Source organism: Shinella sp. H4-D48, assembly GCF_022637395.1.
GTDB classification, from domain to species: Bacteria; Pseudomonadota; Alphaproteobacteria; order Rhizobiales; family Rhizobiaceae; genus Shinella; species Shinella sedimenti.
Genome location: NZ_CP093337.1, coordinates 3226222 through 3245700 on the forward strand (window position 1 = coordinate 3226222; position 19479 = coordinate 3245700).

A 19479-nucleotide genomic window follows, 5' to 3' on the forward strand; every position below is an offset into this window, starting at 1 on the left:
GCGCCAGTCTTCCAAAAAACCGGCGCCTTGTCCCGCGTCACGGCAGGACAAGGCGCAGATCATTTTGAAGATTGTTTGAGGACGGCTCAGTCTGTGCCGGTGCTGTCGGCATGCGGCTCCGAAACCGTCGCACGCTCCGGCGTCACCGCCCCCGCCTCGCCCTCGGGTCGACGTTCCCGACGGCGCACCGCGCTGGCACGCTTGCGGGTGACACGCACGCGCTTTACGCGACGCGGGTCGGCATCCAGAACGTGGAATTCGAAGCCTGGCACCGCCTGCACCACCTCGCCGCGCACCGGAATGCGTCCAAGCGATGCAAAGATAAGGCCGCCAAGCGTATCGGCATCCTCCAGCTGGGCGCGAATATCGAAATCCGGACCGATCGCTTCGGCCAGCTCCTCGAGTTCGACGCGGGCATCCGCGATGAACACGTCGTCGCCGGCGCGCTGGATCATGGCCTCTTCGTCGTCGTGCTCGTCTTCGATATCGCCGACAACCATTTCGACGATGTCCTCCAGCGAGGCGAGACCGTCCGTGCCGCCATATTCATCGATGACGAGCGCCATCTGCGTACGGTCGGCCTGCATGCGCGCCATCAGGTCGGCGGCCAGCATCGACGGCGGCACGAAGAGGACCTGCCTGATGATGCCAGCTTCCGCGACGGTCTTGGAAAGATCGACACGGCCGAGGTCGAATTCGGCTTTCGGCGTGCGAACAGGCTTTTCGCCGTTTGCGGCCACGGCCTTGGCGCCGCTTCGGCGCTTGTTGCGGGCCTGCTTGGTAACATAGGCGAGCAGGTCGCGGATATGGACCATGCCACGCGGATCATCGAGGCTTTCATGGTAGACCGGCATGCGCGAGCGGCCGGAATCCTCGAAGATTACCATCAGCTCGGCGATCGTGATGTCCTGGTCGACGGCCTCGATATCGGCGCGCGGGACCATGACGTCCTCGACCCGCACCTCGCGGAACCGGAGAATGTTGTGCAGCATCGCCCGTTCTTCGGGCAGGAAGGCCGGCGAGCCGCCGCTCTCTTCCGTCATCAAGGCCTCTGCGAGGTCCTTGCGGAGGCTGGAGGCCCCTGTCATGCGCCAAAGCCGCGTTGCACGGGACCAGAGAGATGTCCGGCTCCCGTTTTCCTGCTTCGGCGCGCTGGTACTACTGCCCGCCTCGTCCTGACTTGAGGCATCCGCCTCGTGCTTTTCCGTCGCTACGGACTGGTTTCTGAAGTCGCTCATTGGTCCAAACTGGTTAATCGGGATCGTCCCCGTATGGGTCAGATAGGCCAAGCCCGGCAAGAATGCGAGTCTCAAGCCCTTCCATTTTTTCCGCCTCTTCGTCGTCCATATGATCATAGCCGAAGAGATGCAGAAATCCATGCACCATCAGATGCGTGAGATGGTCGTCGAAAGACTTGCCGAGTTCGGCAGCCTCGCGGGTCAATGTTTCCTCTGCAAAAATGATATCGCCGAGCATCGGCCCCGGCATTTTGCCGGGCGTCAGCGGGAAGGCTGGGAAGGACAGGACGTTGGTCGGCTTGTCCTGGCTGCGCCATTGCGCATTGATGCCGCGGATCTCCGCGTCATTGGTGAAAACGAGGGAGACTTCCGGTGCACCTGTTTTCGGAAAGGGCTGCTTTTCATTGTCGCGCAGAAAATCGGCGGCAGCACCGAGCACCCGCTTGCTCATGTCGAGCAGATGCGCCTCGGAGGGCCATAGGCCCTCCTCTATGGAAATTTGGATATCAAGTTCGCTCATTGGACTTGTCGACCGCTTAGCGGTCGGTCTGCTCGCTTTCGTCCTGCACGGCGGTCGTCGCCTCATAGGCCCGCACGATGCGCGCGACCATAGGATGGCGCACCACGTCGACATCCTTGAAGCGCACGACGGAAACGCCTTCGACGCCTTTGAGGATCTGCAGGGCCTCCACGAGGCCCGACTTGACACCGCGCGGCAGGTCGACCTGGCTCGGGTCGCCGGTGACGATCATGCGGCCGTTTTCGCCCAGACGCGTCAGGAACATCTTCATCTGCATCGATGTCGTGTTCTGTGCCTCGTCGAGGATGACGGCGGCATTGGCCAGCGTGCGGCCGCGCATGAAGGCGAGCGGCGCAATTTCGATGACATTGGCGGCAATGGCGCGTTCGACCTTGTCGCCCGGCATCATGTCGTAGAGCGCGTCATAGAGCGGGCGGAGATAGGGATCGACCTTTTCCTTCATGTCGCCAGGCAGGAAGCCGAGGCGTTCGCCGGCTTCCACGGCCGGACGCGACAGGATGATGCGGTCGACGGCGCCACGCTCGAGAAGCTGCGCGGCATAGGCGACGGCGAGATAGGTCTTGCCTGTACCGGCCGGGCCGACGCCGAAGACCAGCTCGGAGCGCTCCAGCGCGCGGATATAGGTGTCCTGCGTCGGCGTGCGGGCGGCGATGGTCTTCTTGCGGGTGGAGATCTGCGACATGCTCAGCTTGGCCTTGCGCTCCATGGTCGGCAGCGACAGCTGGTCGTCGGCTGCAATCGCCATGCGGATGGCGCCCTCGACATCGGAAAGCTCGATGGAGCCGCCCTTCTGGAGCCGGTCATAGAGATAATCCAGTGCCCGGCGGGCCTGGCTGGTGGCCACGACATCGCCGGAGATGACGACGGAATTGCCCCGCGCCCGCGCATCGATATGCAGGCGCTGCTCGATGAGCTTCAGATGCTGATCGAACTGGCCGAAAAGCTCGCTTGCGTATCGATTGTTCTCGAAAGTGAGCACGAATTGATTTGCGTCGGTCTCGGTCTTCGACTGGCGCGGCGAGGACGTCATCAGTTCGTGTCCGTTCAAGCGGTCAAGCTCCTTGTATGAAACCCGTCAACCGATCGCTTCGGCGAAGAGGCTGTTGGGCCCGGCATCGATGATTCGTACCCGGATAATGTCACCGATTTCAGAACCTTTTGCATCAATATTCACAGGCTGGAGCCAGGGCGACCGGCCAACGAGCTGGCCGGGCATGCGGCCGGGCTTCTCCAGAAGCAGGTCGATCTCCTTGCCGATGCAGGTCCTGGCGAATTCGCGCTGCTGGCGAAACAGCAAAGCCTGCAATCTTTCAAGGCGTTCGGCCTTCACGTCCTCTGCCACATGGCCGTCCATCTCCGCGCCCGGCGTGCCGGGGCGGATGGAATATTTGAACGAAAATGCCTGTGCATAACCGACGGTTTCGATGAGGCGCATCGTGTCTTCGAAGTCCTCATCCGTCTCGCCCGGGAAGCCGACGATGAAATCGCCTGATATCGCAAGGTCCGGCTGGACGGCACGGATGCGCTCGATCAGGGCGACATATTCTGCGGCCGTGTGGCGCCGGTTCATGGCTTTCAGGATGCGGTCGGAGCCGGACTGCACTGGCAGATGCAGATAGGGCATCAGCTTGGGCAGATCGCGATGCGCCTCGATCAGGCGGTCGTCCATGTCGCGCGGATGGCTGGTGGTATAACGCAGGCGCGCCAGTCCTTCGATGGCGGAGAGGCGATAAAGCAGGTCGCCCAACCCCCACTCGTTGCCATCGGGGCCGAGACCGTGCCAGGCATTGACGTTCTGGCCGAGCAGCGTGATCTCACGCACGCCGCCATCAACGAGACGCTCGGCCTCCGTGACGATCTGCGCTACGGGCCGCGAGACCTCCGAGCCGCGCGTGTAGGGCACCACACAGAAGGTGCAGAACTTGTCGCAGCCTTCCTGCACGGTGAGGAAGGCGGTAACGCCGCGCGCACGGGTCCTGGCCTTTTCCGGCGCGGGCAGGTGCTCGAACTTGTCCTCGATGGCGTAGTCCGTCTCGACGACGCGCTCACCGCCCTTGGCGCGGCGCAGCGCGTCGGGCAGGCGGTGATAGGTCTGCGGGCCGACGACAAGGTCGACGGCAGGCGCGCGTCGCAGGATCTCCTTGCCCTCGGCCTGGGCGACACAGCCGGTAACGCCGATGACCATTTCGCGGCCGTCTTTGGCGCGGGCCTTCTTCATCTCGCGCAGGCGGCCGAGCTCAGAATAGACCTTCTCGGCTGCCTTCTCGCGGATGTGACAGGTGTTGAGCAGGACCAGATCGGCCTCTTCCAGCACGTCCGTCGCCTGATAGCCGTCCTTCGACAGGGCATCCGTCATGCGGTCGCTGTCATAGACGTTCATCTGGCAGCCATAGGTCTTGACGAACACCTTGCGGGTGTTCGGCGTGGCCACGGGGACATCGGGGGCGGAAAGGGACTGTTCGCTCATGGCCGTTTCCATAGTGGAAAAAGCCCGGAGAATGAAGCATTTCTTTGTTTTCGCCGTTGCAACCGCAGGCTACCGCCCGCGCAGGCGTGCGCCGAGCATGGCGCGGATGCGTGCCTCGACCGTGCGGCTTACCTCCTTGCGATTGCTCGTGCGCTCGTAATCCACGCGCTCGCCGAAATCGACATCGACGTCCACGGCCCCGGCGCGCAGGATGCCCATGAGGTGCGGCAGGAGTTCGATATCGCCCGGCCAGGCGGCGATCGGGCGGTGGTAGCGGCCCATCGCCATGCCGTGCAGACCGGTATAGGCGATGGAAACGGGCTGGATGTGAACGATACCGTCGGGCGCGTGCGGCACGGCGGAGGCGGCGGCACCGAAGAGCGAGGATTTTACCTCCAGCAGGCGATTGCCGTCGGAGGTCGTTCCCTCGGGAAAAAGCACGACGATCTCGCCGGCTGTCAGGCGCTCGGCGATTTCGTTGACCTGTTCGCCGGTCTTCTGGCGCTGCTCGCGCTCCACGAAGATCGTCGCCTGGAGGCGGGCGAGAATGCCGAAGACCGGCCAGTCGCGCACGTCGGACTTGGCGATATAGACGACATCGGCTACCGAACCGAGCACCAGAATGTCCTTCCACGAAGCGTGATTGGCGGCCAGGAGCAGCGGACGCTTCGTCTCCAGCGTACCATGCACACGCACCCTGATACCGAGCACCCGGCAGGCGACGCGGTGCCAGAAACGCGGCAGAACGCGGCGGATCTTCCAGTTGAAGCGCAGGCCAAGGAGTTGGAGCGGCAGCAGCAGGAGCGTGACCGCAAGAAGGACAAAGACGCCCAGGGCGATGCGCAGCCGGGTAATCAAGCGCTCACCGGACCGATGTCAGGGCGGGAGCGGCGACGGGCCTCACTCACCCTCCTTGAGCGGGATGCCGTAAAGCTCCAGCCGGTGATCGACCAGCTTGAAGCCGTGCTCGCGGGCGATGCGCTCCTGCAGGGCCTCGATTTCCGGGGAGTGAAACTCGATGACGTGGCCGTGCTTCAGGTCGATCAGGTGATCGTGATGCTCGTCCGGCACGGTTTCGTAACGCGACCGTCCGTCGCGGAAATCATGGCGTTCGATGATGCCGGCATCCTCGAACAATTTGACGGTGCGATAGACGGTGGAGATGGAAATGCGCGAATCGATGGCCGAGGAGCGGCGATAGAGCTCCTCCACGTCGGGATGGTCGGCCGAGCCCTCCAATACGCGCGCGATAACGCGGCGCTGCTCTGTCATGCGCATGCCGCGCTCGACACACAGCTCTTCCAGCGATTTCTCGACATACGTCATACGACCTGCCCTCGTTCTTCCGGCCTCCCGAAAGGGGACTAGCGAAGATCGCGCCGCATGACAAGCGCCGTGGAGCGGGCGCCATCGGCCGAGGCATAATAGGCCTTGCGCTCGCCGACCTTGGCGAAGCCGAGCTTTGTATAAAGGCCGCAGGCCGCATGATTGGCGGCATCCACCTCAAGGAAAATATCCTCTGCACCGCGCATCTTCGCCTCGCGCAGCGCTGCCAGCATCAGGCGCCATCCGAGACCGCCGCGCCCGAAGCGCTGGTCGACGCCGATGGTCAGGATTTCCGCCTCGCCGGCCGTGGCGCGCGCAAGCACGAAACCGCCGGCGGCGCGCTCCGCCACGCCGGCCTTCAGGGCGAGAAAGCCGAAGACGGTATCCTGCGACAACAGCGAGTGAAGCTCGCCATCGTTCCACGGCTGGGCAAAGCGCAGCCTGTGCAGGGCCGCGGCCAGGCCTACATCATCCTTTTCGAGCGGAAAGACCTCGAACACCGGCTTGCGGGTGAAATAGTCGCTGAGAGACATCACGCCCTCCGGATCGCAAAGCCCGCCTGTGGCTTGGCGTCGGGCCCGCGCAGGTAAAGTGGCTTCGGCTGGTTGACCGCGGGATCGAGGCCGGCGCCGAGCCGTGCAACGGTCGCGATGGAAACGCTGTCCGTCTCTGCTCCGGCATCCGCGCGCAGCAACGCTGCGGCCGAACCGCCAAGCGCTTCGCCATCCGCCAGTACGACGGCACGCGCCGCCTCGACCGAGGCAATAGCCGGGGGCGTTGCCGCGCTGCCATCGGCTGCGAAACGCTGCCAATAAACCTCGTCGCGCTTGGCATCGATGGCAATGAGCGACGGCCCGGGCCGGTCGGCAGCAAGGGCGGCAAGCGTCGAGACCCCGACGGCCGGCACGCCAAGCGCCAACGCCAGGCCGCGCGCGGCGGCAACACCGACGCGGATGCCCGTGAAGGAGCCGGGGCCGATGGTGACGGCAACCCGGTCGATATCCGGGAGGTCCATGCCGGCCTCCTCAAACGCGGCATCGACGAATTCCATCAGCCGCTCGGCATGGCCGCGGCCGATATCTGCCCCGGCGGCGCCGAGGACGATATCCTTATCGGAGTCATAGAGTGCGGCAAAGCAGCCCGTTCCCGCCGTGTCGATCGCGAGAACGATCATGCCGGGCACCGGCGATATGCGCGGCGGGCCTTATGCGACGGCTTCAACTTCCTGCACTTCCGGTACGAAATGGCGAAGAAGGTTCTGCACGCCGTGCTTGAGCGTCGCCGTCGAGGACGGGCAACCCGAGCAGGCGCCCTTCATGTTGAGATAGACGACACCGTCGCGGAAACCCTTGAAGGTGATGTCACCGCCGTCCTGGGCGACGGCCGGGCGCACGCGCGTGTCAAGCAGTTCCTTGATGGTGGCGACGATGGTCTCGTCGCCCGCCTCGAAGAACTCGCCCTCATCATCGCCGTTGCCGCCGAAAGCGCCACTGGCCAGCACCGGCTGACCGGACATGAAGTGTTCCATGATGTTGCCGAGGATGGCTGGCTTCATATGCTGCCAGTCGGCGCCGTCCTTGGTGACGGTAATGAAATCATAGCCGAGGAAAACGCCCGTGACGCCGGGAATGCCGAAGAGGCGGGCGGCAAGCGGAGACGCAGCGCGCGCTTCGGTCTCGTCGCGAAACTCGGCCGTGCCGCTCTCCAGCACCACCTTGCCCGGCAGGAACTTCAGGGTCGACGGGTTCGGCGTCGTTTCGGTCTGGATGAACATCTTACTCTCCGTGCGGCCTGACAGGCTCGCGGCCATATTCTTTAGAAACGTTCAAAAGAAGATAAACCTTTCGGCCGTTATCTTCAAGGTCGAGACCTCAACTCAGCGCATCCAGTTCCTCGTCGCTCAGCTGATCGGGGATCACGGTGACGGGGATCGGAAACGCCTGCGCGCGGCTGGCGAGCGATGTCACGAGCGGCCCCGGCCCTTCCTTGGACGAGCCGGCGGCAAGAACGAGGATGGCGATATCGCGGTCTTCCTCGATCAGGCCGTTGATCGCCTCGCTCGCCACGCCCTCGCGAATCACGGTTTCCGGCTCGATGCCGATGGCCTCGCGCAGCGCCTGGCCGGCCTTGGCCAGCACAGCCTCGGCCTCTTCGCGCGCCTCCGCCCGCATGATCTCCTCGACACCCAGCCATTGCTGGAAATCGCCATTGGCGATCACATAGAGCAGCACAACGGCGCCGTTGGAATTCTTCGCACGCATTCCCGCATAATGCACGGCGCGCTGGCATTCCGGCGTGTCATCGATGACGGCCAGAAATTTGCGGCGGTGGCCTTCCAGGCGGGAAAGTCGTCGAGAAACCATGCGGCCCCCTTCTCTCTAAGACGTTTCGGGGTCGACCTTACTGCACAAAACCGATGATGTCGCGAACTTCCTTCATGGTTTTTTCGGCCCGTGCCCGCGCCCTTTCGCCGCCATCGCGCAGGATGGCGTCGATATGGCTCGTATCGTCCATCAGGCGGCGCATCTCGTCCGTGATCGGCGAAAGAACGGTCACGGCGAGATCGACCAGCGCCGGCTTGAAGGCCGAGAACTGCTGGCCGCCGAATTCGGCCAGCACCTCGGCCTTGGTCTTGTCGGCAAGCGCGGCGTAGATGCCGACGAGGTTGTCCGCTTCGGGGCGACCCTTCAGGCCTTCGACCTCACTCGGCAAGGCGTCGGGATCGGTCTTGGCCTTACGAATCTTCTTGGAGATCGTGTCGGCATCGTCCGTCAGGTTGATGCGCGACAGGTCGGAGGCATCCGACTTCGACATCTTCTTCGTGCCGTCGCGCAGGCTCATGACACGCGGTGCCGGACCGCCGATCAGCGGCTCGACCATCGGGAAATAGGCATGCACCGGCTCCTCGCCGACCACGATATCGACGCCGGTGCCGGCCTTGCGGATGTGGTTGCCGAAGTCGATGTTGAACTTCTGCGCGATGTCGCGCGTCAGCTCCAGGTGCTGCTTCTGGTCGTCGCCGACGGGAACATGCGTCGCGCGGTAGACGAGAATGTCGGCGGCCATCAGGCTCGGATAGGCGAGCAGGCCGAGCGAGACCTGTTCAGCATTCTTGCCACCGGTCTTGTCCTTGAACTGGGTCATGCGCTCCATCCAGCCGATGCGCGCCACACAGTTGAAGATCCAGGCGAGCTCGGCATGCTGCGGCACGGCGGACTGGTTGAAGACGATGTGCTTCTTCGGATCAATGCCGGCGGCAATGAAGGCAGCGGCAATCGAGCGGATCTGGCCGCGCATGTCCTCGTGCACCAGCTGCGCGGTGATGGCGTGCAGGTCTACGACGCAATAGATGCAATCGTTATCGTCCTGAAGCGCCACGAACTTGCGGATCGCGCCGAGATAATTGCCGAGATGGAGGTTGCCGGTCGGCTGCACGCCGGAGAAGACGAGGGGCTTGAATGCGCTCATGACGGTTTCCTTCAGGCGGGTGGAGGGCCTGGTCCTGTTGCACGCGCAGTTTCCGGCCCGGTTTTGCGGGCGGACCTGCAAAGAAATACGCCGCGCTTATGCACGGCGCAGGGACGCCGATCAAGTGGGACGTTTCTTGCGGCAGCACCTCTCATCAGGGAGTCCTTATAAAAGACACTTTGCGGTTGTTCCTAGCTGCGGGGATTTGAGGGAAGGCCGATCCCGATCGGCCGTTTTGTGACGAAGGGGCGCAAAACGGGAGGGCACCGTGCAAAGGAACGGTTCCATTTTGCTTGCCTGCGTCGTCGCGATGACATCGCTTTTCGCGACGGAGACAACGGCAGGCCGTAGCCAAAAACATGCCGCCAGAACTGACAATGGTGCGGTGGCGAAAACATACAGTATCCAGACGCCGCGCGTGCGGCACCGATGCTTCCCCGGAAAGCTCAGGGGCGTGCTGTCGCATATCGCCCGCGCAGTGGGCCGCAGGCCGCTCGTCACCTCCGGCCACCGCTCGAACGGCCGGCGAGGCTCCTATCATCGCAAATGCCTGGCGGCGGACATTCGCATTCCCGGCGTTTCGATAAATCGCATCCTCGCGGCCGCACGCTCAGCACCCGCCATCGGCGGGATCGGCACCTACTGCAACGGCATCGTGCATGTCGATGTGGGGCCAAAGCGGCGCTGGCATCATTGCGGCGGAGGGCTCGCACGGCTCACAAAGCGCGCGCGGCTGGCCGCGCGCTAGGCAAGCTATTCGGCCGACCCGTCGCCCGGCACGGTTTTCGCCTTGCGCTTCATGTTGCGCCGGATCATGCCGAGATCGGCGCCGCCGATGAGGAAGGCGACCGAGAAGTACACGACCATGGCAAAGCCGATCAGAAGGCCGAGTGCTGCCAGCTGCTCAAGGAGCGGCGAGGAGGGCGCGAGCCGATCTGCGAGGAAACCGGAGGCATATTCCAGCGACACGGCCATGACGACGGTCGCGATGATGAGGCGCGCGACACGCCAGGCAAGAGCCCGCTCCAGCGGCCAGTGCCCGCGCCGCACCAACGTCACGAAGAGAAGCATCGCGGTCAGCCAGCCGGAGACGGCCTCGGCGGTGGCAATGCCCCGCTCGTGAAAGAGCGGAAAGAGCGAGACAGCCAGGATGCAGTTCACCACCACCGACAGCATGGTGATGCGCATGGGTGTCTTGGTATCCTCGCGGGCGAAGAAACCGGGATTGAGCGCCTTGATCATCACGAAGCCCGGCAGGCCGAGGCCATAGATCGCGAGTGTCCCGGCAACGATCGAGGTCGTGTCCGGACTGAAGGCGCCGCGCTCGTAGAGAACCCGAACGATCTCGTCGGAAATGACCCAGAGCGCGCCCGCCGCCGGCAGGGTGAGGAAGAGCACGAACTCCATGGAGCGGTTCTGGATATTCGCCGCCTCGATCTGGTGCCCGCCCTTGAGCGCGCGCGCAAGCTCGGGCAGCAGGACCACACCCACGGCAATGCCGACGACGCCGAGCGGAAGCTGGTAGACGCGATCGGCATATTGCAAAGCGGCGATCGCGCCGTCCTTGGTGGAGGCGATCATCTGGCCGATGAGCTGGTTGATCTGGGTGATGCCGCCCGTCACGGCCGCCGGAAAGGCCAGCCACAGCAGGCGCTTGACGTTCGGCGTCATGCGCGGCCGGCGAAAGCCGATCCGGATGCCGGCATGGCGCACACCGGCGTAAAGCACCGCCATCTGCAACAGGCCCGCGACCAGCACGCCCCAGGAGAGATACCACGCCGTATCGAGCGGCGAGGCACCCTGCCAGAGCGCATAGCCCAGCGCGCCGATCAGCACGACATTGAGGAAAACAGGCGCAACGGCGGCCGCGAAATAGTGATGTAGCGAATTCAGCATGCCCGACAGCATGGCTGTCAGCGACATGCACATGAGATAGGGGAACATGACGACGGCAAGCTTTACCGTCACGTCGAACTTCTCCGCGTCGCCCACAAACCCCGGCGCGATGATCCAGGCGACGATGAGCGGCATCAGCAGCTCCATCGCGATGGTCAGGAGCAGAAGAACCGTAAAAAGGACGCCGAAGACCTCTTCGGAGAAGCGCTTCGCACCATCGACACCCCCCTCCTCGATCTCCTTGGCGAAAAGCGGCACGAAGGCGGCGTTGAAGGCGCCCTCGGCAAAGAGGCGACGGAAGAGATTGGGGAAGCGGAAGGCGGCATAGAAGGCATCCGCCATGGGGCCCGTGCCGAGAGCGGCCGCCATCAGCGTCTCACGCGCGAAGCCGAGCACGCGGCTGCCGAGCGTCGCGCCGCCCACCGTCGCGAATTTCTTGACGAGACTCATTGTTCTGCCCTGACCTTTTTCGGCGTCACGGGAACCGGCGCGATCATGCCTGACGGCATGCGGTCGCGCAGCTCATCCGCCTCATCCGCCATGACGGCCTTCAGCCGCGCGATGATATTGGCCTGCCGGTTGTCCGTTGTGATCTTCTGGCCGACCAGATCGGTGACGTAGAAGGTATCGATGACCTTCTCGCCGAAGGTCGTGATATGCGCCGAGGCGATGTCGAGCGAGAGGTCTGACAGCACAGCCGTGACTTCCGACAGCAGGCCGGGACGGTCGAGGCACTCGATCTCGATGACGGTGAACTTGTTTGAGAGCGTGTTCGAGATGGTGACGGCGGGCGAGACGGTGAAGGTGCGGCTGCGCTTTCGGCTCTTGGCGCGCGTGGCAATGACTTCCGGCAGGCGCTTGCGGCCGGACAGCACGTCCTCGATCATCTTTCCGATCGTGCCGGCGCGGCGCATCTCGTCGGAATCGTTGGGGAACTCGCGGTTGACGAGGATCGTGTCGAGGGCGCGCCCATCGGACGTGGTGAAGATCTGCGCATCGACGATGTTGGCGCCGGCCGCCGCACAGGCACCGGCAATCACGGTCAGAAGCCGCGGATGGTCGGGCGATAACACCGTGATTTCAGTGATGGCATGAAACGAGTGGGTTCGCACCGTGGTCGCCAGCGTCTGGCGGGCCTTGTCGGTCTCGCGGATGAAAGCCGCATGCCGAACCTGATCCTCCAGCGAGACCGTCAGCAGATAGGGATCATAGTTGAGGTTCGCATAGGTCTTGCGATCCTTCTGGCTCCAGTCGGCCGGCAATGCCTTGAGCAGGACCTCGCGCGCCGCCTGCGCCCGCTCCTTGCGCGACAGTTCGGAAAAGCCGCCGGAAATCAGAAGCTCGGTCTCGTAGTAGAGGGTGCGCAGCAGCTGGCCCTTCCAGCCGTTCCACACGCCGGGGCCGACCGCGCGGATATCGCAGACCGTCAGCACGAGCAGCATCTTCAGGCGCTCCAGCGACTGCACCTTGTCGGCGAAGTCGACGATGGTCTTGCGATCGTTGAGGTCGCGGGTCTGCGCGACCATCGACATGGTCAGATGTTCCTCGATGAGCCAGACGACCAGTTCCGTCTGCTTCGGGGAGAGGCCGAAACGCGGGCAGAGTTTGCGGGCGACCTTCGCCCCGGCCACCGAATGATCCTCGGGGCGGCCCTTGGCGATGTCGTGCAGCAGAACCGCGACATAGAGCGCGATGCGGTCCTCGATGGCCGGCATCACCTGGTAGCTGAGCGGATGGGCCTCCTTCTCGCGGCCCTGGTCGATGCTTGCCAGCACGCCGACGGCGCGGATCAGGTGTTCGTCGACCGTATAGTGATGGTACATGTTGAACTGCATCATCGCGACGATCTTGCCGAATTCCGGGATGAACCGGCCAAGCACGCCCGCCTCGTTCATGCGGCGCAGGCTGAGCGCGGGATCGCGCGGCGAGGTCAGGATGGATAGGAAGAGGCGGTTCGCCTCCTCGTCCTCGCGCAGTGCGGCATTGACGAGTTTCAGCGAGCGCGTGACCTGCTTCAGCGCATCCGGGTGGAATTCCAGCCCGTTGATATCGGCGATGTGAAAGAGCCTGATGATGTTGACCGGATCGCGCTTGAAGACATCGGTACTGGCAATGGTGATGCGGCCGCGGTCCTCGACGAAATCCAGCGTGCCGGCGATCTTGCGCGTGCGGTGGGTGAAGCGGGTGATCACCGCGGTCAGGCCCGGCGCTTCCTTGGCCTGCTGATCCTCCAGCGTCGCGCAGAAGATGCGCGTGAGGTCGCCCACGTCCTTTGCGACGAGGAAGTAGTGCTTCATGAAGCGCTCGACGGCCGAAAGGCCCGGATGCGGCTGGTAGCCGAGGCACTCGGCGATCTCGCGCTGGATGTCGAAGGACAGCCGCTCTTCCGCCTTGCCGGTCAGGAAGTGCATGTGGCACCGCACGGCCCAGAGGAAGTCGTCCGCCTTCTGGAAGAGCTTGTATTCCTGCCGCGAGAGCACGCCGAGCTTCACCAGTTCGGCCGGGTCGCGGATGTGGTAGAAATATTTGGCGATCCAGAACAGCGTGTGCAGGTCGCGCAGCCCGCCCTTGCCTTCCTTGACGTTCGGCTCGACGAGGTAGCGCGTGTCACCGGCCTTGCGGTGACGCTCGTCGCGCTCGGCAAGCTTGGCGGCGATGAATTCCGGGCCGGTTCCGCGCACGATCTCGCGGTCGAAACGCACGCCCAGCTCCTCGAAAAGAGCGACCGAGCCGCAGATGAAGCGAGCCTCGAGGATCGCCGTGCGGATCGTCATGTCACCCTTGGAAAGCTGGATGCATTCCTCGAGATTGCGGGTTGCATGGCCAACCTTGAAGCCCAGATCCCACAGGATATAGAGCATGAACTCGATGGCCGGCTCGCTCCAGGCGGCAGGCTTTGCCGGCAGCAGGAAAAGCAGGTCGATATCGGAGCCCGGCGCCAGCGTACCGCGCCCGTAACCGCCGACAGCCGTGACCGTGATGCGCGCGGCAGGCGGCGCCTGGCCGGCGCTGAAGACATGGTTGAGCGTGAAATCGTGAAGGACCGCGATCAGCTGATCCTGAAGCCAGGAGATGCGTGCGGCGCATTGCAGGCCGCTACCGTCCGCAAACAGCAGCTCGCGCGCCCGTGCCCTGCCCTCGCTATTGGCCTTCTTGAACTCGGCCAGAAGCGCGCTGCGCATGCGGTCGCGATAGTCGGCATTGGTGCTGGCAATGAATTCGCATCTTGCGCGCAGTGCAGGCACGTCGAGAAGGCCGGATTCGGCCGGTGCCAGAAGCTTCTTTTCCATCGGATTCCGGCTTGCGTCCCGCTTGTCGTCCATCGCCCGTTCGGTGCGCATGCCTATAGACCCTTTCGGCACGCGAGGACAATCACCCTAGCCGTTACCGGTTGCCAAGTTCTTTCTTCAACGCATAAAGCGCTTCCAGCGCCGCGCGTGGCGTCATGTCATCCGGGTTGAGCTCCTTCACCAGTTCCTCGACCTTCGACGGAGCGGAACTGCGTTGCACCTCCTCGCGGCGCACCGCGACCTGGAACAGCGGCAGATCGTCGATCAGCTGGCTTGCCGGATTCTTGCGGTCCGCATCCTCGAGCTTTGCGAGCACGTCCTTCGCACGCGCCACCACGGAGGCTGGAAGGCCGGCAAGGCGCGCCACCTGAATACCGTAGGAGCGATCCGCTGCACCCGGGCCGACCTCATGAAGGAAGATCACGTCGCCGTCCCACTCCTTGACGCGCATTGTGGCGTTGGAAAGGCGTGCGAGCTTCTCCGACAGCACCGTCAGCTCGTGGAAATGCGTGGCGAACAGGCCGCGGCAGCGGTTGGCTTCATGCAGGTGCTCGACGGCAGCCCAGGCGATGGACAGGCCGTCGAAGGTCGCAGTGCCGCGGCCGATTTCATCGAGGATGACAAGCGAGCGATCCGTCGCCTGGTTGAGGATCGCCGCCGTTTCCACCATCTCGACCATGAAGGTGGAGCGACCGCGCGCGAGGTCATCGGACGCGCCGACACGCGAGAACAGCCGGTCGACGACACCGATATGGGCGCTTTCGGCCGGCACGTAGGAGCCCATCTGGGCGAGGATGGCAATCAGGGCATTCTGGCGCAGGAAGGTCGACTTACCGCCCATGTTGGGGCCGGTCAGCAACCAGATCGCGCCATGGCCCTTGCCGTCCTGAGGCGAGAGGTCGCAGGAATTGGCGACGAAGGCGGTGCCGTGCTGGCGGCGCAGCGCCTGTTCCACGACCGGATGCCGCCCGCCGACGATGGCGAACATGGTCGAGCCATCCACCACCGGCCGGCAATAGGCCTGCTCCTCCGCCAGGGCCGCCAGTCCGACGGACACGTCCACGACGGCAAGCGCGCGCGCTGCCGCCTTGATCGCTTCCGCTTCGGCCACCACCGCCTCGACGAGGCCGTCGAAGGCGGCAAGCTCGATGGCGAGCGCGCGGTCGGCAGCATTGGCGATCTTGGTTTCGAGTTCCGACAGCGCCGTCGTAGTGAAGCGCATCGCACCGGCCATGGTCTGGCGGTGAATGAAGCGAGCCTTCGCCGCGTCGCTATCCGTCAGCGCCGAGGCGTTTCCGGCCGACACCTCGATGAAATAACCCAGCACGTTGTTGTGCTTGATCTTCAGCGACTTGACGCCGGTCTCCTCGGCATATTCTAGCTGGAGGCCGGCAATGACACGGCGGGACTGGTCGCGCAGCGCCCGCATCTCGTCGAGTTCGGCATCCGCCGCCTCGCGGATGAAACCGCCGTCGCGCTTCAAAAGCGGCAGCTCGTCGGCCAGCATGAATGCGAGGCGGTGCGACAGATCGAGCGGCAGCGTGGCGATCGCGTCGCGCGCGGCGGCAAGCTCGCCCTCCAGCGCTTCCGACGCCATGAGACGGGCGATCTCGGCGGAGGTGGAAAGCCCCTGCAGGATCGCGCCCAGATCGCGCGGACCGCCACGGCCGAGCGCAATGCGCGAAAGCGCGCGCGGCATGTCCGGCAGCTGCTTGAGGGCACGGCGCAGGTCCTCACAGAAAGAGGGCCGGTCGGCGAGCGTCGCAATCGAATCGAGCCGGGCGTTGATCGTCTCGGGGTCGGTCAGCGGCGACATCAGGCGTTCGGCCAGAAGTCGCGCGCCGCCGCTGGTGGCGGTGCGGTCGATCGCCTTCAGAAGCGTGCCGCTGCGCTCGCCCGACAGCGTGCGGACCAGTTCAAGATTGGCGCGGGTCGCCGGATCGATGAAGAGCGTCGAGGCCGAGCTTTCGCGCTCAGGCCGGCCGAGCGGCGGGCGCTCCGCGATCTGGGTCTTTTCCACATAGGCGACGGCGGCAGAGGCTGCGGCCATTTCGGCGCGCGAAAACGTCCCGAAACCGTCGAGCGTGGAGACGCCGAAATAGCGCGCCATGCGGCCTTCCGCCGTGGCACTGTCGAACAGCACGGCCGGCTGCGGCACGGCCAGGCGACCGAGAACGTCGAGCACCGGGCGGAACTCGGGATCGTGGAACAGCGTGTCCGGCACGATCAGTTCGCGCGGATCGATGCGCAGGATATCGGCTAGAAGCTGGCCCTGCGCGGTCTCCGACAGGCGGAAGATGCCGGTCGAGATATCGATCCAGGCCAGCGCCATGGAGGGTTCCGCTCCGCCACGGATGCGCGCGACGGCCATCAGGTAATTGGCATCCGAGGGTGAGAGCAGCTTTTCCTCGGTCAGCGTGCCCGGCGTGACGAGGCGCACGACATCGCGGCGCACCACGGATTTCGAGCCGCGCTTCTTGGCTTCCGCCGGGTCCTCGACCTGTTCGCAGACGGCAACGCGGAAACCGAGCGCGATAAGCCGTTGCAGATAATCGTCCGCCGCATGAACCGGCACGCCGCACATGGGGATGTCGAGGCCCATATGCTGGCCGCGCTTCGTCAGCGTGATGCCGAGCGCGCGGGAGGCGTCCACGGCATCCTGAAAGAACAGCTCGTAGAAATCCCCCATGCGGTAGAACAGCATGCTGTCGGGGTTGGCAGCCTTGATCTCGATAAACTGCTCCATCATCGGCGTGGCCGATGCGCGGCTTTCGTCGGAGGCGAGTTCGGCCGTCGACAGGATATCGTTCGGTCGTGCGATCTGGTCGTTCACGGAGAGTCAGTTCTTCCCAAAAAAGAGGTGTCACCCTAGCCATGTGCCGCTATAGAAAACAACACCTGCGTGGAGTTGTGGGCCTATCGCCCACAGGAGTATGAAGGGGGAGAGCATGCCGGGAACCGACAAATCCGATCGCCAGAAGGCCAGCGTCACGGACAAGGAAGCGCTGGACTTCCACTCATCCGGCCGCCCCGGCAAGCTGGAGATCACGCCCACCAAGCCGATGGCGACGCAGCGCGACCTGTCGCTCGCCTATTCGCCCGGCGTGGCCGTACCCGTGAAGGCCATCGCCGAAGACCCCTCGACCGCCTACGACTACACCACACGCGGCAACATGGTCGCCGTCATCTCGAACGGCACGGCCATTCTCGGCCTTGGCAATCTCGGTGCCCTCGCCTCCAAGCCGGTCATGGAAGGCAAGTCGGTGCTCTTCAAGCGCTTCGCGGATGTCGATTCCATTGACCTTGAGGTCGATACGGAGAATGTCGACGAGTTCATCAACTGCGTGCGCTATCTCGGCCCCTCCTTCGGCGGCATCAACCTCGAGGACATCAAGGCCCCGGACTGTTTCATCATCGAAAGCCGCCTACGCGAACTGATGGACATTCCGGTCTTCCACGACGACCAGCACGGCACCGCCATCATCGCCGCCGCCGGCCTCATCAATGCGCTGGCGCTGACCGGCCGCGACTTCAAGACGACGAAGCTCGTCTGCAACGGCGCGGGTGCGGCCGCCATCGCCTGTATCGAACTCATCAAGGCGATGGGCTTTTCGCCTGACAACGTTATCCTCTGCGACACCAAGGGCGTGATCTACCAGGGCCGCGAAGAGGGCATGAACCAGTGGAAATCCGCCCATGCGGTCAAGACCGACCGCCGCTCGCTGGCCGAGGCGATGGCCGGCGCCGACGTGGTGTTCGGCCTCTCGGCCAAGGGGGCGTTTTCCGAAGAAATGATCCGCTCCATGGCCCCGCGCCCGATCATCTTCGCCATGGCCAATCCCGACCCGGAAATCACGCCCGAGGAAGTCGCGCGCATCCGCGACGACGCGATCGTGGCGACGGGGCGCTCGGATTATCCGAACCAGGTCAATAACGTGCTGGGCTTCCCCTACATCTTCCGCGGCGCACTCGACGTGCGGGCCTCAACAATCAACGATGCCATGAAGATTGCCGCCGCCGAGGCGCTTGCCAACCTCGCGAAGGAAGACGTGCCCGATGACGTGGCCGCCGCCTATCAGGGCGTGCGTCCGCGTTTCGGGGCACAATACATCATTCCCGTGCCCTTCGATCCGCGCCTTATCTCCGCCATTCCCGTCGCTGTGGCCAAGGCGGCGATGGAAACAGGCGTGGCGCGCAAGGACATTCCCGACCTCGACGCCTATGCGCGTGACCTGAAGGCGCGGCGCGACCCGATCGCCTCGACGCTGCAGCAGATCTACGCCCGCGTGCGCCGCCAGCCGAAACGTGTCGTCTTCGCCGAGGGCGAGGAAGAGCAGATGATGCGCGCCGCCGTGTCCTATGCCAACCAGCAGCTCGGTACCGCCATTCTCGTTGGCCGCGACGACCGGATGCGGGAGATCGCTGAGCGCGCCGGCATCGACCTCGACCGGCCCGGCATCCAGCTGCTCAATGCCCGCATCTCGACGCGCAACGATGCCTATATCGACTATCTCTATGCCCGCATCCAGCGGAAGGGTTTCCTCTACCGCGATGCACAGCGCATGATCCACAACGACCGCAACCATTTCGCGGCCTGCATGGTGGCACTCGGCGATGCAGATGCGATGGTGACGGGCCTGACCCGCAACTACTCCACCGCGCTGGAAGACGTGCGCCGCTGCATCGACCCCAAGCCCGGCCACCGCGTCATCGGCGCCTCGCTGGCGCTTTGCCGCGGCCGCGCCGTGCTGGTGGCCGATACGGCCGTGCACGACATGCCCTCATCCGAGGAACTGGCCGATATAGCAGAAGAGGCTGCCGGCCTTGCCCGCCGCCTCGGCTACGAGCCGCGCGTGGCGATGCTCGCCTACTCCACCTTCGGCCATCCGTCGGGCGAACGATCCGAGCGGGTGCGCGAGGCGGTGAAGATCCTCGACCGCCGGCGCGTCGATTTCGAATATGACGGTGAAATGGCGGCCGATGTCGCGCTCAATCCGCGCATCATGGAGCAGTATCCGTTCTGCCGTCTCTCAGGCCCCGGCAACGTGCTGGTAATGCCGGCGTTCCACTCGGCATCGATCTCGACCAAGATGCTGCAGGAACTCGGCGGCTCGACCGTCATCGGCCCGCTTCTGGTCGGCCTCGACAAGTCGGTGCAGATCGTCTCGATGGGTGCGAAGGATTCGGACATCGTCAACATGGCGACGCTGGCCGCGTATAATTCGGGCGGTTAAGGCAGTAGGCAGCAGGCAG

Annotated in this window: 16 protein-coding genes; 2 read left to right on the plus strand and 14 right to left on the minus strand. The window is 64.2% G+C overall.

Annotation, left to right across the window (positions count from 1 at the left end; translation table 11 throughout):
- Window positions 1-86: 86 nt before the first annotated feature.
- From MNR02_RS15890 to trpS, 11 genes are all read right to left on the minus strand, one after another.
- The gene (locus tag MNR02_RS15890) at window positions 87-1238 is read right to left on the minus strand and encodes a hemolysin family protein (RefSeq protein WP_241947466.1); all 1152 of its coding nucleotides are present in this window, start codon (window positions 1236-1238) and stop codon (window positions 87-89) included.
- Between the two features lie 13 nt (window positions 1239-1251).
- Window positions 1252-1758: an rRNA maturation RNase YbeY gene (ybeY, locus tag MNR02_RS15895; protein WP_241947467.1), complete on the minus strand. Its 507-nt coding sequence runs from the start codon at window positions 1756-1758 to the stop codon at window positions 1252-1254.
- Between the two features lie 16 nt (window positions 1759-1774).
- A complete protein-coding gene (locus tag MNR02_RS15900; protein WP_241947468.1) occupies window positions 1775-2827 on the minus strand; it encodes a PhoH family protein in 1053 nt (350 codons plus the stop codon).
- Between the two features lie 27 nt (window positions 2828-2854).
- A complete protein-coding gene (gene miaB / locus MNR02_RS15905; protein ID WP_241947469.1) occupies window positions 2855-4246 on the minus strand; it encodes a tRNA (N6-isopentenyl adenosine(37)-C2)-methylthiotransferase MiaB in 1392 nt (463 codons plus the stop codon).
- A 69-nt stretch (window positions 4247-4315) separates the two neighbouring features.
- Window positions 4316-5104, minus strand: coding sequence for a 1-acyl-sn-glycerol-3-phosphate acyltransferase (locus MNR02_RS15910; protein WP_241947470.1), 789 nt, complete (start codon window positions 5102-5104; stop codon window positions 4316-4318).
- A gap of 42 nt (window positions 5105-5146) precedes the next feature.
- Window positions 5147-5572, minus strand: coding sequence for a Fur family transcriptional regulator (locus tag MNR02_RS15915; protein ID WP_134648023.1), 426 nt, complete (start codon window positions 5570-5572; stop codon window positions 5147-5149).
- A gap of 38 nt (window positions 5573-5610) precedes the next feature.
- Window positions 5611-6105, minus strand: a complete 495-nt coding sequence (locus MNR02_RS15920) for a GNAT family N-acetyltransferase (protein ID WP_241947471.1) — start codon at window positions 6103-6105, stop codon at window positions 5611-5613.
- Window positions 6105-6746: a tRNA (adenosine(37)-N6)-threonylcarbamoyltransferase complex dimerization subunit type 1 TsaB gene (gene tsaB, locus MNR02_RS15925; protein WP_241947472.1), complete on the minus strand. Its 642-nt coding sequence runs from the start codon at window positions 6744-6746 to the stop codon at window positions 6105-6107. Before tsaB ends, MNR02_RS15920 begins: the two co-directional genes overlap by 1 nt.
- Before the next feature lie 30 nt (window positions 6747-6776).
- Window positions 6777-7346: a NifU family protein gene (locus MNR02_RS15930; protein WP_241599770.1), complete on the minus strand. Its 570-nt coding sequence runs from the start codon at window positions 7344-7346 to the stop codon at window positions 6777-6779.
- Between the two features lie 97 nt (window positions 7347-7443).
- Window positions 7444-7935, minus strand: a complete 492-nt coding sequence (locus MNR02_RS15935) for a universal stress protein (protein ID WP_241599768.1) — start codon at window positions 7933-7935, stop codon at window positions 7444-7446.
- Window positions 7936-7972: 37 nt separating this feature from the next.
- A complete protein-coding gene (gene trpS, locus MNR02_RS15940; protein ID WP_241947473.1) occupies window positions 7973-9040 on the minus strand; it encodes a tryptophan--tRNA ligase in 1068 nt (355 codons plus the stop codon).
- A 310-nt stretch (window positions 9041-9350) separates the two neighbouring features.
- On the opposite strand from trpS, the gene MNR02_RS15945 reads away from it, so the two are divergent.
- Window positions 9351-9788, plus strand: coding sequence for a YcbK family protein (locus MNR02_RS15945; RefSeq protein ID WP_371746755.1), 438 nt, complete (start codon window positions 9351-9353; stop codon window positions 9786-9788).
- 5 nt (window positions 9789-9793) lie between these two features.
- Here MNR02_RS15945 and murJ read toward each other — a convergent pair whose 3' ends face one another.
- From murJ to mutS, 3 genes are all read right to left on the minus strand, one after another.
- Window positions 9794-11386 (minus strand): murein biosynthesis integral membrane protein MurJ, encoded by a 1593-nt coding sequence (gene murJ / locus MNR02_RS15950; protein ID WP_241947475.1) that lies wholly within the window; start codon window positions 11384-11386, stop codon window positions 9794-9796.
- Window positions 11383-14226 (minus strand): [protein-PII] uridylyltransferase, encoded by a 2844-nt coding sequence (locus tag MNR02_RS15955; RefSeq protein ID WP_241948896.1) that lies wholly within the window; start codon window positions 14224-14226, stop codon window positions 11383-11385. Before MNR02_RS15955 ends, murJ begins: the two co-directional genes overlap by 4 nt.
- A 94-nt stretch (window positions 14227-14320) precedes the next feature.
- Window positions 14321-17059 (minus strand): DNA mismatch repair protein MutS, encoded by a 2739-nt coding sequence (gene mutS / locus MNR02_RS15960; protein WP_241947476.1) that lies wholly within the window; start codon window positions 17057-17059, stop codon window positions 14321-14323.
- 115 nt (window positions 17060-17174) lie between these two features.
- On the opposite strand from mutS, the gene MNR02_RS15965 reads away from it, so the two are divergent.
- Window positions 17175-19460: an NADP-dependent malic enzyme gene (locus tag MNR02_RS15965; RefSeq protein WP_241947477.1), complete on the plus strand. Its 2286-nt coding sequence runs from the start codon at window positions 17175-17177 to the stop codon at window positions 19458-19460.
- The last annotated feature ends 19 nt before the right edge of the window (window positions 19461-19479 follow it).